The following is a 14,692-nucleotide window of genomic DNA, read 5'->3' on the forward strand; positions in this document are numbered from 1 at the left end:
TGATCCGCGTGGCCTTCGTGCCGTGCGGGAGAATCGCTTTATGGATAGTCAGGTTAATCAATAACAATAATGACCACACAATGTCGCTCACCCGAGCTGTTGCCTCTGAAAATCATTGCCACCGGGGCCGCGTTGCCGCCCAACCGCGTGGCGTCTTCTACGCTCGACGCTCGCCTGGGGAAACCGGCCGGCTACGTTGAAAAACGCTCGGGCATCGTTTGCCGCTATCACGCCGCCGACGATGCCAGCCAGGCCGAACTCGCTGCCGCTGCGCTGCAAGATGCGCTGGCTCGCCACGCCATCCCGGCAGCTTCCATTGACCTGCTGATCTCCGCCTCGGCGATATCGGTGCAGGCGCTGCCATGCACCGCCGCGCATATTCTCAAGGTGGCGGGGCTGGCGGCGGGCACGCCGGGCTTCGACATCAACAGCAGCTGCGTCAGCTTTATCTCTGCGCTGCAGGTAGCGGCGGGGCTGTTGAACGCCGGGACGTATCGGCGTATCGCCATCGTTTCGGCGGATCTCGCTTCACGCGGCATCGACTGGCAGCACGAAGAGTCGTCGCTGATTTTCGGCGATGGTGCCGCCTGTGCCATTGTGGAGCGCGGCGACGGCGCCAGCGGTATCCTCGCCAGCCTGGTGGAAACCTATCCCGCCGGGAGCGAACTGTGCGAGATCCGCGCCGGCGGTACGCGTCGTAACCCGCGCGCCGGCATGTGTGAGCAAGACTTCCTGTTCCATATGCAGGGCAAGCCGCTGTTCCGTCAGGCGTCGGCGCTGATTGAGGGCTACCTCGACCGGCTGCTGAACGCCAGCGGCCTGACCCTGGCCCAGATCGCCACCGTGGTGCCGCATCAGGCCAGCCATCTGTCGCTCGAACATATGCGCAAGCGGCTGCACGTCTCCAGCGAGGCGCTGGTCGACATCTACCGCCATCATGGCAATCAGGTGGCGGCGTCCATCCCGACGGCGCTGCATGCCGCTGCGACCACCGGGCGCTTCAATCCCGGTCAGCCGGTGATGCTGATCGGCACCGCCGCTGGGCTGGCGCTGGCCGGCATGGTGTTGCTGCCATGAGGGTGCTGGTCACCGGGGCGACCAGCGGGCTGGGACGCAACGCGGCGCAGTGGTTGCTGGAGGCCGGACATCAGGTGCGCGCCACCGGCCGCGATGAGCGGGCCGGTGAAACGCTGCGTCGGCTGGGCGCCGAGTTTTGCGCGCTCGATCTGGCGCAGGCCACGCCGCAGCAGTGCCGGGAGCTGGTGACCGACTGCGAGTGGGTGTGGCACTGTGCGGCCAAGTCTTCGCCCTGGGGCAGCAAGGCGGAATTTCACCGCATCAACGCCGCGGCGACGGAGAAGCTGGCGGAGGCGGCCGGGCGCTGCGGCGTGCGCCGCTTCGTGCATATCTCCACGCCGGCAATCTACTTCGATTTTCAGCCGCATTACGATCTTGACGAGGGTTACCGCGCCCGGCGCTTCGCCAATCACTATGCCGCCAGCAAGTATGCGGCCGAACAGCGACTGTTGGCGCAGGCGAAGATCTATCCGCAAACCACCTACATTATGCTGCGGCCGCGCGGCCTGTTTGGCCCGCACGATCGGGTGATCGTGCCGCGGCTGTTGCAGCAGCTCGAACGCGATCGCGGCGTATTGCGATTGCCCGGCGGCGGACAGGCATTGCTGGATCTGACCTTTGCCCCCAATGTGGTGCACGCCATGGAGCTGGCCAGCCGGCAGCGCGGATTGCCGTCCGGCGCCGTGTACAACATCACCAATCACCAACCGCAGCGGCTGGCGGACGTGCTGGATGCGCTGCTGCGTCAGGCGCTGGGGCTGAGTTACCGGCTGCAGGCCGTGCCCTATCCGCTGCTGCATTCGCTGGCCGGCGGCATGGAGCTGTGGGCAAGCCTGAGCGGCAAGGAACCGATGCTGACGCGCTACAGCGTGGCGGCGGTGCACTTCGACATGACCCTGAGCCAGACCCGCGCGATCGAAGAACTGGGCTATCGGCCGCGTTACTCGATGGAAGAGGGGATCCGCCTGACCGGCGAGTGGCTGCGGCAGCAAGGAGGCGGACAACATGGCTAAAGTCACCGTTTTTGAAGTGGGCTATTGCACGCATATCGGCTGCATGGCGCTGCGCGGTGCCGGGTTCCGGGTGTGCAAATTCCCGGCGCGCGCCTATCTGCTGGAGGTAGGGGAGCGCCGCTGGCTGTGGGATACCGGCTACGCGCATTATTTTCAGCAGCACACGCAGTCGGGGCTGTTCAGCCTTTACCGCCGCATGACGCCGGTCTATTTCGATCCCGCCGAGTCGTTGGCACACCAGCTGCGCGAAGCCGGTTACACCGAAGATGACATCCAGGCGCTGATCGTCTCGCATTTTCACGCGGATCACATCGCCGGGCTGCAGGATTTCAGCCAACTCGATTTTATTTGCTCTGGTGAAGGCTGGCAGCAAACCCGTGGGCTGCGCGGTTTTGCGGCGCTGAAGCGCGCCTTTATTCCCGGCCTGATCCCGGCGGACTTCGAGAGCCGCCTGCAGTTTATGGAGGCTTTTCCCTCGGTGGCGTTGCCCGCGCTGCTGGCGCCGTTCGTTCGCGGTTACGCGCTGCCGGGCAGCGAAGGGCAGATCGTGCTGGTGCCGCTGCCGGGGCATGCGGCCGGCCATATCGGCGCCTTTATCCTCACCGATGCCGGTTGGACACTGCTGGCCAGCGACGCCGCCTGGTCGCCGCAGAGCTACCAGACGCTGCGCGGGCCTTCGCGCCTGGCCAATCTGGTGATGGACGACGCGGCGGCGTACACCCGCACGCTGGAGCGGCTCAACCAGCTGTGGGCGGGCGGCCAGGTCAACATTTTGCTGTGTCATGAGGGGGACCTGTGATCCCCTTCATGACCCTTTGGCACTATTTTCGCGCCCGACGCCTGCGCTTTGGCGATCGTGCGGCGCTGGAGGCGTATCAGGCCCGGCAGCTCACGGGATTTGCCCGCCGGGTGCTGAGCAAGAGCCCCTATTTTCAGTGTTTCAGCCGCCGGCCGTTCGCCGAATGGCCGCAGATGGACAAGGCGCTGATGATGGCGCAGTTCGACCGGATGAATACCGCCGGGCTGCAGCGCGATGCGGTGCTGGCCTGCGCGCAGCGCAGCGAGGCGGATCGCGATTTCACGCCGAAGATCGGGCGCTACAGCGTCGGATTGTCGTCCGGCACCTCCGGGCAGCGCGGCGTGTTTGTCGTCAGCCCGCGCGAACAGCAGGTGTGGGCCGGCGGCATGCTGGCGAAGATGCTGCCGGACGGGCTGTTGGCCGGCGAGCGCGTTGCGCTGTTTCTGCGGGCGGACAATAACCTCTATCACAGCGTGAACAACCGTTGGCTGAGCCTGGCGTTTTACGATCTGCTCGCGCCGTTCAGTGCGCATCTGCCCGCCTTGGAACGGCAGGCGCCCAGCATCATCGTGGCGCCGGCGCAGGTGCTGCGCGCCCTGGCGCTGGCGGTGCTGGCCGGGCAGGTGACGCTGCCGGTCAAAAAAGTGATCTCGGTCGCCGAGGTGCTTGAAGAACAGGATCGCCGCCTGCTGATGCAGGTGTTTCCGGCGGTTGGCGAAGTGTATCAGGCCACCGAGGGGTTCCTGGCCGCGACCTGCGCGCACGGCACGCTGCATCTGAACGAAGAGTTTTTGCATATCGAACCGCAGTGGATCGACGAACTGCACTTCACGCCGCTGATCACCGACTTTACCCGCAGTACGCAGCCGATCGTGCGCTATCGGCTGGATGATGTATTGGTGCTGCGCCAGGAACCCTGCCCATGCGGGCAACCGACGCGGGCGATTGCGCGTATCGAAGGGCGGCGCGACGATCAGCTGATGTTACCCGATGCGCAGCGGCAACCGCAGGCGGTGTTCGCCGATGCCTGCAGCCGGACGATCGCCAATGCGTTGCCGCTGACCAGCGATTACCGCCTGATCCAGCGCGGCGAGCAGCGGCTGGAGCTGATTGCCGATTGCAGCCAAGCGGAATTGGCGCACTGCCAGGCGCAGCTGATCGCACTGTTCGCCCGTCAGGGCATCGCCACCGAGCGGCTCGAATGGCGGCTGACGACGCAGGCGGTGCTGCCGCAGTTCGATCGCAAGCGGCGGCGCATCGTGCGCCAGGCGGAGGAAGCATGAAAAATACGCTGTTCAGGCTAGGGCACATGTTGCTCGGCTGGGGGACGGTCGGGGTCGTGTATAGCCTGACCGATCGCCTGCAGGGGGCGGGAACCCTGTTGCCGCCGTCGGCGCTTGATCGGGCGATCCCGTTCAACCCGGCGGCCATCTGGCTCTACCTGTCGTTCTTCCTCATCGTCCCGGCTGGCTATTTGCTGGCGCCGCTGCGGCGAATCAAATGGCTGACGCTGGCGATGCAGCTGACGGCGCTGGGCGCCGGAGCGGTTTACCTGCTGTGGCCGACCACCATGGCCTATCCGCAGAACGAGGGCGTTGGGATCAGCGCGCAGCTGCTGGCGGCGTTAACGCAGGTGGATTCGGCGCAGAACTGCCTGCCGTCGTTGCACATGGCGCTGACGGTGCTGGCGGTGTGGGCGCTGAGCGACGGCGAGCGCAAAATGCGGACGGCGCTGTGGATGCTGTGGGGCGTGGCGATCGCGTTCTCCATTCTGCAGCTGCGCCGTCACTTGTTTGTCGATTTGGCAGGTGGCGCCTTGCTGGCGCTATGCGCCGGTGGGCTGGCGCTGCGTATAAAGGCCCTGCGCAGGCGCGTGGTTAAAGGAGAAATGGGATGAGCGATCTGGCGTTGCCGATAGTGTTCATGCTGTTCATCGTGGTGGCCGAGGCGGTGGCGCTGCAGTGGGGGCGCCGTGAGCCGGTCAACTGGCACGATCTGGTGTTCAACCTGAACTCCGGCCATATCATGCTGTGGCTGTTCCGCGGGCTGGAGATCACCTGCTACGGCTACGTGGCCGCGCATTTCAGCCTGGGGCTGCTGGACGCCTGGCCGCCGCTGCTGATGTGGCTGTTCGCCCTGCTGGCGTGGGACTTCGGTTTCTACTGGCTGCATCGCCTGCACCACCGCTTCCGCGTGCTGTGGGCGGTACACGTGGTGCACCACCAGGGGGAGCACTTCAACCTGTCGCTGGGGGTGCGCAACTCCTGGTATTCGTCGCTGACGTCGATCCCGTTCTTTTTGCTGCTGGCGCTGGCGGGCGTGCCGCTGTCGGTGTTCGTCGCGGTGTCGATTTTTCACTACAGCATTCAGCTGTTTAACCACAATGCGCTGACGCCGAAGCTGGGCGTGCTGGAAAAAATCCTGGTCACGCCAGCGCACCACCGGGTGCACCACGTCAAGGACATGGCGTATTCCAATAAGAACTTCGGCGGCAGCTTTATCTTTTGGGACAAGCTGTTCGGCACCTTCTGCCCGGCGTTGCCGACCACGCCGTTCAGCTATGGCGTCAGCGGTGACAGGCCGTCTGCCAACCCGTTCTGGGCGAGTAATCTGCCGTTCCTGCGCTATTTGCGTCTGACATGGCGCCCGGCGCCGGGCCGACCACGCGACCGCCGTTCGGCACTCAGCGTATTCAGCGGCGCCATGCTGTTGTTCACGCTGGTGGTCGGCTACGTCTACCAATACGGCTATGGTTACGGCGACATCAGCTGGCCGCAAATGGCGCTGCTGGTGCTGCTGGCGTTGGGATCGGTAGCGCTGGGCGGCATGACGGAAGGGCGGCCGTGGGCGAGCGCCGTCTGGCTGCTGATCGCGCTGGGCATGCCGCTGCTGTTTATCGGCTATCTTGGCTGGCCGCAGCGCTATTGGCATATCGCCATGGCCGCCGTGGCGCTGCATGCCCTGTGCATCGCGCTGGGCTGGGGGCGAGTGGCCGCATCGGCCGCCGTGGAGGAACCGCATGGCTGAGTCATTGCCGCCGCTGCGTTTTCCCGCCGATGGCGAGCAGGCGTTTCATCGCGATCTCAAGCGCGCGGCGCACGCCTGCCTGGCGGGCGATCATCGCTATGCCGATGCCGCGCGGCTGGTCAAGGCCGCGCTGTTGTTGGTGTTGTGCGCCGGGTTTTACGCGCTCAGCCTGATGCAGCATCAGCCATGGGCGTTTTTCCTTTGCTATTTCCTGTTCGTGACCATGGGTATGCTGCTCAACGTCAACGTCAACCACGATGCTTCGCATAACGCCTTCCTGCGTGCGCCCTGGGCCAATCGCCTGGTGGGGCGGGTGGTGACGCTGCCGCTGGGCGTCGATCCGGACTATTGGCGTACGCGGCACGTGGATTACCACCACGTTTACGCCAACGTGGAGCATTACGATCTGGACACCGAAGAGAACGGCTTTTTCCGCCAGACGCCTTTCCAGCGCTGGCGGCCCCATATGCGCTATCAGCATCTGTACTGGCCGCTGATCGCCGCGCTCTCCTTGCCCTATATCGCCTGGATTTTCGATTGGTCCGATCGGCTCGATAAAACGCCGCTGCGGGAAAAACGCGTGCTGGCGGGGCGCGGCGGTTGGACGCTGTTCGTGCTGTGCAAGCTCGCGCATCTGGCGCTGGTGCTGGTGGTGCCGCTGATCGTGGGCCACTTGCACGGCATCGGCTGGGGCTGGGTGTTGCTGGCTTACGCGCTCAGCCAGATGTGCGCCTCGCTGCTGGTGGTGTTCTTGCTGCTGGGCACCCATTGGGCGCAGGCCGAGTTTTACCCTGCGCCGACGGGCGACAGCATGCCGCAAGGCTGGTACCGGCACAATTTCGCCACCGCCTGCGACTGGCAGCCCGAACCGCGCTGGCTGGAGCACCTGACCGGCGGACTGAACTATCACCTGACCCATCACCTGTTTCCCGGTTGGAATCACCGCCACTATCCGGCGCTGGCCGCCGCGGTGGCGGAAGTGGCACAGCGGCACGGCATGGCGTACCGCTGCATCGGCTATCGCGAACTGCTGGCGCAGCAACAGCGCTTCTTGCGGCGGATGGGGCAGCCATGAAACCGCTGCGTCCGTTGGCCTATCGGCGCGACGACAACGGGTTGCATCGCGCGCTGATGCAGGCCGCCCAGCACTATCTGGCGGCCAACGGCGATCACCGTTTCGCCGACGGCGGCATGCTGGCGAAGGTGACGCTGCTGCTGGCACTGTGCGGCCTGTGTTACGGGCTGAGCCTGCAGCAGCAAAACGGCTGGGCGTTTTTCGCCTGCTATTTCGGTTTTATCTTTATCGGCATGTTCCTGACGGTAAACGTGGTGCACGATGCTTCGCACAACGCGTTTTTCCGTCGGCCCTGGGCCAACCGTTGGCTGAACGCCCTGGTGAGCGTGCCGCTGGGGCTGGATCCCGACTGCTGGCGCGTGCGGCACGTGCTGTTCCACCATGCCCATAACAATATCGAACATTACGATCCCGACATCGACGCCAACGGCGTGCTGCGGCAAACGCCGTTCCAGCGCTGGCGCCCCTTTATGCGCGCGCAGCGTTACTATTGGCCGCTGGTGGCGGCGCTGACGTTCCCGTACTACATCTGGCTGTTCGATTGGCTGGACAGGGCGGGCCGCACCCGCGTGGCGGCGCGCATGGCGCAGCAGGGCGTGCGTGGCTGGTGCGGGTTTCTGGCGGGTAAGGCGGCACACCTGCTGCTGGCGCTGGCGATCCCATGCTGGCTGCTGCCGCCGGCTATCGGCATCGGGCAAATTCTGCTGGTCTATTTGCTGAGCCAGATGCTTTCTTCCTTGCTGTTCGTGATGTTGATCATCGGCACCCACTGGGCCAAGGCCAACTTTTATCAGGCGCCGGCGCAGGGCACGATGCCGCACGGCTGGTATCATCACGTGTTCGCCACCACCTTCGACTGGCTGACCCGGCCGCGTTGGCTGGGGTACTGGCTCGGCGGGGCGAACCTGCATTTGACGCATCATCTGTTCCCGCACTGGAGCCACCGGCATTACCCGGCGCTGAGCCGCATCATCGGCGAGGTGGCGCCGCGTTTCGGCATCGACTACCGCCTGCTGGAACTGGAGGAGCTGTTGCGTCTGCAGCAACGCTTCCTCAGCGCGATGGGCCGCAAACCGCACTAGCGTTGCATGCGGATTGTGCGAGGCGTTACGCAGTTCACTAATTGAACGATATTTGCCCTTCCAGTAGACTTTCCCTCTGTGAATCAACGGCCACAGGAGGTGGACTATGCGCAGCTTGCCGATTCGGTTATCGAACAAAATTGATGATGATCTGAACGATATCGCCCGGCGTCACGGGATGGAAAAAACCGAGGTAATCAAAATGGCGTTTGCACTGATTACCCTTGCCGATAAGTACTGGATGAAACAGGATGGTACTTCTCTTGGCATTGTACGGGAGAAGGGTGAACAGCTTGAAGCGGTGGGGCGGGTCGTGGAGATCTTCCCATGAGCATCGAAAGCCGTAATCTGCGCGATGAGGCCAGCCAGGTTTATCTGGAGCAGGTCTTGGTCTTCGACGAAATGGAGCGGCTGCGCCTGGCACGCCAGGTGCTGTGCGGGATATTCGCGGTCAGCGTGGGCGTATTCGCCGCCCACGCGTATTGGGAGAAAAACGAAGCGCTGAATCAGGTGTTTGAGCTGGTGAAGATCGGCGCCTTGCCGCTGGTCACGCTGGTGGTCTCTTTTTACTTTCCCAACAGCGCGTCCAGATAAGGCGCCGCGTCAATGCGACTTCATGCCCGCCGCGGTCATCAGCAGGCGGAACAGTGAGGCAACCACGAATAACCCCAGCACGCTGGCGCTCCAGATGATCACCAGCCAACCGATGCGTTTCCACCAGGGCGCCGGAGCGGCGGTTGCCGTTTTATCTTGCATAGCGTCCTCCCTTCTCAATGATAGCCGTGTTCATGGCTGATCTTGCCGCGGAACACGTAGTAGCTCCAGAAGGTGTAGACCAGAATGATTGGGATGATGAACAGCGCGCCCACCAGCATAAAGCCGAGGCTCTGCGGTGGTGCTGCGGCGTCCCACAGGCTGATGGCCGGCGGGATCAGGTGCGGCCAGATGCTGATGCCAAGTCCGCTCAGGCCGAGGAACACCAGCAGCAGCGTCAGCATAAACGGCGAGTAGTGCGCGCCGCGTTTCACTCCGCGTTGAATTCCCCAGGCGCTGAGCAGCACCAGCAGCGGTACCGGCAGCAGCCAGAACAGGTTAGGCAGCGTAAACCAGCGGGCGGCGATTTCCGGATGGGCGATCGGCGTCCAGACACTGACCGCAGCCAGCACCAGCAACAGGATGGCCAGCAGCGGCGTCGCCAGGTGATACATGCGTGCCTGCAGTTCACCGGCGGTTTTCATCACCAGCCAGGTACAGCCGAGCAGGGCATAGGTCACCACCAGCCCCAGCCCGCAGAACAGCGCGAACGGCGTTAGCCAGTCCAGCGCGCCGCCGGCGTAGGTGCGGCCTTCTACCGGGAAGCCGTTGATCACGGCGCCCACCACCACACCCTGGCTGAAGGTGGCGAACAGTGAGCCCCAAATAAACGCCTTGTCCCAGATATGGCGCTTCTCCGGCGTCGCCTTGAAGCGAAACTCGAAGGCCACGCCGCGGAAAATCAGCCCGATCAGCATCAGCGTCAGCGGGATCGCCAGCGCGTCGAGGATGACCGAATAGGCCAGCGGGAAGGCGCCGAACAGTGCGGCGCCGCCCAGCACCAGCCAGGTCTCATTGCCGTCCCACACCGGGGCGACGGTGTTCATCATCAGATCGCGGTCGCCGCTCTCTTTCACCCACGGAAACAGGATGCCGATGCCCAGGTCGAAACCGTCCATCACCACGTACATCATGGTGCTGAACACGATGATGACAAACCAAATCAGCGGAAGATCGATACCCATGTTCAGCTCCTGTCGTCCAGAGTGTCGTTGACCGCGGACAGCGGACGCGCCGGCCGGCCCTCGGTATTGTCTTCTTGGTGTTCATGCGGCTGCGGCCCTTTGCGGATCAGGCGCATCATGTAGGAATACCCCACGCCGAACACCGAACAGTAGACGATGATGAACGCCAGCAGGCTGATGCTCATGTGCAGGTCGCCGTGCGCGGAGACCGCATCCTTGGTGCGCAGCAGGCCGTACACCACCCACGGTTGGCGGCCGATCTCGGTGGTGAACCAGCCCGCCAGCAGCGCCAGCAGCCCGGAAGGGCCCATCCACAAAATGAAGTACAGGAACGGACGCGACTGATACAGCCCGCCGCGCCAGCGCAGCCACAGGCTCCACACCCCGGCCAGAATCATCAGCATGCCCAGCCCGACCATGATGCGGAACGACCAGAACACCACGGTGGAGTTGGGGCGATCTTCCGGCGGGAAGGATTTGAGCGCCGGTACCTGTTCGGTCAGGCTGTGCGTCAGGATCAGGCTGCCGAGGTAAGGCACCTCCAGCTTGAAGCGGGTTTCTTCGCGCTGCATGTCCGGCCAACCGACCAGGATCAGCGGCGTGGCTTCGCCCGGCGGATTTTCCCAGTGGCCTTCGATGGCGGCGATCTTCGCCGGCTGGTGTTTCAGCGTATTCAGGCCGTGCGCATCGCCGATCATCGCCTGCACCGGCGCGACGATCAGCGCCATCCACATCGCCATCGACAGCATTTTGCGCATCGCCGGGGTATCACGGCCGCGCAGCAGATGCCAGGCGGCGGAGGCGCCGACGAAGAACGCCGAGGAGAGGAAGGCGGCGGTGGACATGTGCAGCAGGCGGTACGGGAAGGACGGGTTGAAGATCACCTTCAGCCAGTCGACCGGGACCACCTGGCCGTTGATGATTTCATGCCCCTGCGGGGTCTGCATCCAGCTGTTGGAGGCCAGGATCCAGAAGGTGGAGATCAGTGTGCCGAGCGCGACCATGCAGGTGGCGAAGAAGTGCAGGCCGGGGCCGACGCGGTTCCAGCCGAACAGCATCACGCCGAGGAAACCGGCTTCGAGGAAGAAGGCGGTCAGCACTTCATAAGTCAGCAGCGGCCCGGTAATGCTGCCGGCGAACTCGGAGAAGAAGCTCCAGTTGGTGCCGAACTGATAGGCCATCACCAGCCCGGACACCACGCCCATGCCGAAGTTAACGGCGAAAATCTTTGACCAGAAATGGTAAAGCTCGCGGTAGGCTTCATTGTGCGTTTTCAACCATAACCCTTCCAGCACCGCCAGATAACTGGCTAAACCGATGGTGATGGCGGGGAAGATGATATGGAAAGACACGGTGAAGGCGAACTGTATTCTGGCGAGTTCCAGTGCATCAAGACCCAGCATGGCGCCTCCTAGGGTTGAACATAAATTAACCTCTTGAGTATAGCTGTCATTTTTATGTGAAAAGCTTGGCGTTAAGTTAATCACGAAGTACAGTGACTATAATAGTGACAGTTATTTTACTTTTTCATATAACAGTTAATGGTTATGACCCGATACGAGCAGCTTGCGCAGCAGATTAGAGAACAGATCCAGAACCGGGTGTGGCGGGCGGGCGACAAGCTGCCTTCGCTGCGCGAGAGCGGCAAACGCGCCGGATTAAGCCTGATGACGGTGGTGCAGTCTTACCAACTGCTGGAGAGCCAGGGGTGGATCGTCGCCCGCCCGCAGTCGGGCTACTATGTGGCGGCGCGTCCGCAGCCGCTGCCTCAGCCTTCGCGCGGCGAGAAACTGTTGCTGAGCGAGCAGGTGGACATCAACGCCTTTATTTTTGACGTGCTGCAGGCCTGCAAGGATCCGGACATCGTGCCTTTCGGTTCGGCCTTTCCCGACGCCACGCTGTTCGCCCAGCCGAAGCTGGCGCGGGCGCTGAGCAGCGTAGCGCGCAAGTTCACGCCGCACAGTTCGCTGGCCAACCTGCCGCCGGGCAACGACGCGCTGCGGCGGCACATTGCCCAACGCTATGCGCTGAGCGGCATGCAGGTTGCCCCGGACGAAATCGTCATCACCGCCGGGGCGATGGAGTCGCTCAGCCTCAGCCTGCAGGCGGTGACCCAGCCGGGCGACTATGTGGCGATCGAATCGCCGGCGTTTTACGGCGCGCTGCAGGCGCTGGAACGGCTGCGGTTAAAGGCGGTGGCGATCGCCACGCATCCGCAGGACGGTATCGATCTGGACGCGTTGCAGCAGGCGGTGGAACAGTATCCGATCAAGGCCTGCTGGCTAATGACCCACTTCCAAAATCCGCAGGGCGCCACCCTGCCGGAGGCCAACAAGCAGCGCCTGGTGGAGCTGCTGCGCGAACGGCAGATTTCGCTGATCGAAGACGATGTCTACGGTGAGCTGTACTTCAGCGCCGAACGGCCGCTGCCGGCCAAGGCGCTCGACAGCGGCGGCCAGATCTTGCACTGCTCGTCGTTTTCCAAATGCCTGGCGCCGGGCTTTCGCGTCGGCTGGGTGGCGGCGGGGCGTTATGCGCAGCAGATCCAGCGTTTGCAGCTGATGAGCACCGTTTCCACCAGCGTGCCGACCCAGATGGCGCTGGCGGATTATCTGCTGCACGGCGGCTACGATACCCATCTGCGGCGGCTGCGGCGCCTGCTGGCTCAACGCCAAAGCGCGATGCGTCAGGCGATCGCCCACCATTTCCCGCCGACGGTGAAGGTCAGCCAGCCCGACGGCGGTTATTTCCTGTGGCTGGAGCTGGATCCGGCGCTGTCGTCGATGGAACTGTACCGGCGGGCCCTTTCCCGGGGCATCAGCATCGCGCCGGGGCGCATGTTCACGACCGGCGACCATTTCAACCACTGCTTCCGCCTCAACGCCTCTTTTGAATGGAATGACCGCTTTGAAGAGGCGATCAAAACCTTAGCCAAACTTATCCGGGGGCTGGCTGCGACCGGTTGAACCGCGATTTGCAGCGGGCTTTGCCCCAGAAAAATTCATAATGCTTTTTTCGGCAATGGAATGCCGGTTTCGTTGTTAGACAGCCCTCCAGCCGCCCATTACTCTGCGATAAATTTTGTCACATTTTTATCAACGGGAAGACGAGGGGCTGTGGGTGAGAAGAATAAAAAATAAGCTAAACAAACTGTTGCGATATCGCCTGACACCGCTGGCGTTGGTCTGCGCGCTGGGGCTGAGCGGCGTCGTTCAGGCGGAAACGCTGGCCGAAGGTATCACGCCGGCCAGCGACACCGCTCGGGTGCCGGCCGCCGCCAAACTGCGTAAAGACACCGTGGTGGCGGGCATCTCGGAACCGCAGGGGATTTTCAACCCGTATCTGTTCACCAACGGCTGGGACGAGAACGTAACCGACGTGATCTTCAGCCGCCTGATCGGCCTGGACAGCCAGGGCAAGCCAGAAGGGCGATTGGCGGAGTCCTGGCAGGTCAGCCCCGATAATCTGACCTACACCATTAAGCTGCGGCCGAATTTGGTCTACAGCGACGGCTCGCCGCTGAAAGCCGACGATATCGCCTTTACCCTGACGCTGCTGCACGATCCGGCCTATGACGGCGACACCGATATCACGCCGGCGCACATCCAGGGCGGCGCCGAGTATAAAAACGGTACCGCCGCCGGCATCAGCGGGCTGAAGGTGATCGACGATCGCACCATTCAGATCGTCACCACCCAGCCGGGCGCGACCACGTTGCAACTGATTGGCGGGCCGGTATTGTCGCGGGCTTACTACGGCAAAGACTATCAGCGCGGCAAGCTCGACAGCGTGCGCGCCTTGAACGGCAAGCCGCTCGGCAACGGCCCCTATATTTACGACAAGTACGTGCCGGGGCAGGAGATCCGCTTCCACGCCAACCCGAACTTCTACCTCGGCCCGCCGCCGATGGCGCGCTTTATCTACCGCGTCACCAACCCGGCCACCAACTTCCAGCTGTTCCAGACCGGTGAGACCGACTACGACGCCTTTACCGCCAAACCGGACGATATCGAACAGCTCAAGCTGCTCGGCTTCGCCAATATCAACCTTTACAGCTCAAGCGATTACAGCCGCGTTGATTTCAACCTCAGACGCCCGGCGCTGCAGGATAAACGGGTGCGCCAGGCGCTGATCTACGGCCTCGATCGGCAAAAGCTGATCGCCGTGGTGTACCAGGGGTACGGCAAGGTCGCCAACCAGCCGATTTCGCCGATCTCCTGGTCCTATGACGCGAACGGCATCAATCCCTACGCTTACGATCTCGATAAGGCCAAAAAGCTGTTGGACGAGGCCGGTTGGCAGATGGGCGCTGACGGTATCCGGCAGAAAGACGGTAAAAAGCTGGAGCTGACGCTGCTGGTAACCAAAAAGCTGATCAACGACGCGCTGGTGCCGATCGCCAAGGATAACTATCGCCGGCTCGGCGTGGTGCTGAAACCGCAGGTATTGGACTTCAACGCGCTGTTGGCGCAGCGCAAGGCGGGCAATTACGACCTGGCGTCCCTCAGCACCAGTACGCTGAACGATCCGCACGACGGCGTACGCGATTTCATCAGCAGCGAGAGCGAGACCGGTTATCACAACCCGCAGGTAGACGCGCTGATCGCCAGGGCCAATGCCACGCTGGATATCGCCCAGCGCAAGCCGCTGTATCACCAGCTGTATCAAGCGTTGGCGGACGATCCGCCGGTGATCCTGCTCGGCAACCGCGAGATTTTGAGCGCCAGCAGCGCGCGCGTCACCGGCTTTAAACCGGATATCTACAACGGATTGGTCGGCAGCCTGCCGAACGTCAAACCGGTGCCGTAACGCCCTGACGCCGCCGCGCCATTCCGGGCGGC

General features: G+C 63.0%; 15 protein-coding genes. 12 read left to right on the forward strand and 3 right to left on the reverse strand.

The features are described from left to right. The first annotated feature begins 69 nt into the window (after positions 1–69). From RE418_RS16425 to RE418_RS16470, 10 genes are all read left to right on the forward strand, one after another. Positions 70–1,077: a 3-oxoacyl-[acyl-carrier-protein] synthase III C-terminal domain-containing protein gene (locus tag RE418_RS16425; protein ID WP_025303198.1), complete on the forward strand. Its 1,008-nt coding sequence runs from the start codon at positions 70–72 to the stop codon at positions 1,075–1,077. After that, complete coding sequence (locus tag RE418_RS16430; RefSeq protein ID WP_089181018.1) at positions 1,074–2,090, forward strand: NAD(P)-dependent oxidoreductase; 1,017 nt, start codon at positions 1,074–1,076, stop codon at positions 2,088–2,090. The genes RE418_RS16425 and RE418_RS16430 overlap by 4 nt, the downstream gene beginning before the upstream one ends. Further along, a complete protein-coding gene (locus RE418_RS16435; RefSeq protein WP_089181017.1) occupies positions 2,083–2,889 on the forward strand; it encodes an MBL fold metallo-hydrolase in 807 nt (268 codons plus the stop codon). The genes RE418_RS16430 and RE418_RS16435 overlap by 8 nt, the downstream gene beginning before the upstream one ends. Then, entirely contained in the window at positions 2,886–4,172 is a 1,287-nt protein-coding gene (locus tag RE418_RS16440; RefSeq protein WP_049204099.1) for a F390 synthetase-related protein, read from the forward strand. Before RE418_RS16435 ends, RE418_RS16440 begins: the two co-directional genes overlap by 4 nt. Continuing rightward, positions 4,169–4,786, forward strand: a complete 618-nt coding sequence (locus RE418_RS16445; RefSeq protein ID WP_089181016.1) for a phosphatase PAP2 family protein — start codon at positions 4,169–4,171, stop codon at positions 4,784–4,786. Before RE418_RS16440 ends, RE418_RS16445 begins: the two co-directional genes overlap by 4 nt. After that, positions 4,783–5,916 carry a sterol desaturase family protein gene (locus RE418_RS16450; RefSeq protein ID WP_025303193.1) on the forward strand — a complete coding sequence of 378 codons (1,134 nt, stop codon included), beginning with the start codon at positions 4,783–4,785 and terminating at the stop codon, positions 5,914–5,916. Before RE418_RS16445 ends, RE418_RS16450 begins: the two co-directional genes overlap by 4 nt. After that, the gene (locus RE418_RS16455) at positions 5,909–6,991 is read left to right on the forward strand and encodes an acyl-CoA desaturase (protein WP_025303192.1); all 1,083 of its coding nucleotides are present in this window, start codon (positions 5,909–5,911) and stop codon (positions 6,989–6,991) included. Before RE418_RS16450 ends, RE418_RS16455 begins: the two co-directional genes overlap by 8 nt. Next, a complete protein-coding gene (locus RE418_RS16460; protein WP_089181015.1) occupies positions 6,988–8,073 on the forward strand; it encodes an acyl-CoA desaturase in 1,086 nt (361 codons plus the stop codon). The genes RE418_RS16455 and RE418_RS16460 overlap by 4 nt, the downstream gene beginning before the upstream one ends. A gap of 106 nt (positions 8,074–8,179) precedes the next feature. Then, positions 8,180–8,404, forward strand: a complete 225-nt coding sequence (locus RE418_RS16465) for a hypothetical protein (protein WP_025303190.1) — start codon at positions 8,180–8,182, stop codon at positions 8,402–8,404. Next, a complete protein-coding gene (locus RE418_RS16470) occupies positions 8,401–8,667 on the forward strand; it encodes a hypothetical protein (RefSeq protein ID WP_049204096.1) in 267 nt (88 codons plus the stop codon). Before RE418_RS16465 ends, RE418_RS16470 begins: the two co-directional genes overlap by 4 nt. 9 nt (positions 8,668–8,676) lie before the next feature. Here RE418_RS16470 and RE418_RS16475 read toward each other — a convergent pair whose 3' ends face one another. From RE418_RS16475 to RE418_RS16485, 3 genes are read right to left on the reverse strand one after another with little or no spacing between them, the layout of a single operon-like run. Next, positions 8,677–8,829, reverse strand: a complete 153-nt coding sequence (locus RE418_RS16475; RefSeq protein WP_071605360.1) for a DUF2474 domain-containing protein — start codon at positions 8,827–8,829, stop codon at positions 8,677–8,679. Positions 8,830–8,843: 14 nt separating this feature from the next. Further along, positions 8,844–9,851 (reverse strand): cytochrome d ubiquinol oxidase subunit II, encoded by a 1,008-nt coding sequence (cydB, locus tag RE418_RS16480; protein ID WP_025303188.1) that lies wholly within the window; start codon positions 9,849–9,851, stop codon positions 8,844–8,846. Between the two features lie 2 nt (positions 9,852–9,853). Next, a complete protein-coding gene (locus RE418_RS16485; protein WP_016927376.1) occupies positions 9,854–11,254 on the reverse strand; it encodes a cytochrome ubiquinol oxidase subunit I in 1,401 nt (466 codons plus the stop codon). Between the two features lie 144 nt (positions 11,255–11,398). Between RE418_RS16485 and RE418_RS16490 the strand changes: the two genes are divergently transcribed. Both RE418_RS16490 and RE418_RS16495 read left to right on the forward strand, forming a co-directional pair. Then, positions 11,399–12,817 carry a PLP-dependent aminotransferase family protein gene (locus RE418_RS16490; RefSeq protein ID WP_025303187.1) on the forward strand — a complete coding sequence of 473 codons (1,419 nt, stop codon included), beginning with the start codon at positions 11,399–11,401 and terminating at the stop codon, positions 12,815–12,817. Positions 12,818–13,004: 187 nt separating this feature from the next. After that, on the forward strand, positions 13,005–14,660 hold the full coding sequence (locus RE418_RS16495) for an ABC transporter substrate-binding protein (RefSeq protein ID WP_399676294.1): 1,656 nt from the start codon (positions 13,005–13,007) through the stop codon (positions 14,658–14,660). Positions 14,661–14,692: the final 32 nt, after the last annotated feature.

Source organism: Serratia sp. szju (assembly GCF_044594185.1).
Classification (GTDB): domain Bacteria; phylum Pseudomonadota; class Gammaproteobacteria; order Enterobacterales; family Enterobacteriaceae; genus Serratia; species Serratia bockelmannii.

Excerpts from the sequence above, each read along its gene's own strand:
- RE418_RS16460 (WP_089181015.1), top strand. The coding sequence starts at position 6,988 with ATGAAACCGCTGCGTCCGTTGGCCTATCGGCGCGACGACAACGGGTTG.
- RE418_RS16425 (WP_025303198.1), top strand. The coding sequence starts at position 70 with ATGACCACACAATGTCGCTCACCCGAGCTGTTGCCTCTGAAAATCATT.
- RE418_RS16485 (WP_016927376.1), bottom strand. The coding sequence starts at position 11,254 with ATGCTGGGTCTTGATGCACTGGAACTCGCCAGAATACAGTTCGCCTTC.
- RE418_RS16445 (WP_089181016.1), top strand. The coding sequence starts at position 4,169 with ATGAAAAATACGCTGTTCAGGCTAGGGCACATGTTGCTCGGCTGGGGG.
- RE418_RS16470 (WP_049204096.1), top strand. The coding sequence starts at position 8,401 with ATGAGCATCGAAAGCCGTAATCTGCGCGATGAGGCCAGCCAGGTTTAT.
- RE418_RS16465 (WP_025303190.1), top strand. The coding sequence starts at position 8,180 with ATGCGCAGCTTGCCGATTCGGTTATCGAACAAAATTGATGATGATCTG.
- RE418_RS16435 (WP_089181017.1), top strand. The coding sequence starts at position 2,083 with ATGGCTAAAGTCACCGTTTTTGAAGTGGGCTATTGCACGCATATCGGC.
- RE418_RS16430 (WP_089181018.1), top strand. The coding sequence starts at position 1,074 with ATGAGGGTGCTGGTCACCGGGGCGACCAGCGGGCTGGGACGCAACGCG.
- RE418_RS16450 (WP_025303193.1), top strand. The coding sequence starts at position 4,783 with ATGAGCGATCTGGCGTTGCCGATAGTGTTCATGCTGTTCATCGTGGTG.
- RE418_RS16490 (WP_025303187.1), top strand. The coding sequence starts at position 11,399 with ATGACCCGATACGAGCAGCTTGCGCAGCAGATTAGAGAACAGATCCAG.
- RE418_RS16475 (WP_071605360.1), bottom strand. The coding sequence starts at position 8,829 with ATGCAAGATAAAACGGCAACCGCCGCTCCGGCGCCCTGGTGGAAACGC.
- cydB (WP_025303188.1), bottom strand. The coding sequence starts at position 9,851 with ATGGGTATCGATCTTCCGCTGATTTGGTTTGTCATCATCGTGTTCAGC.
- RE418_RS16455 (WP_025303192.1), top strand. The coding sequence starts at position 5,909 with ATGGCTGAGTCATTGCCGCCGCTGCGTTTTCCCGCCGATGGCGAGCAG.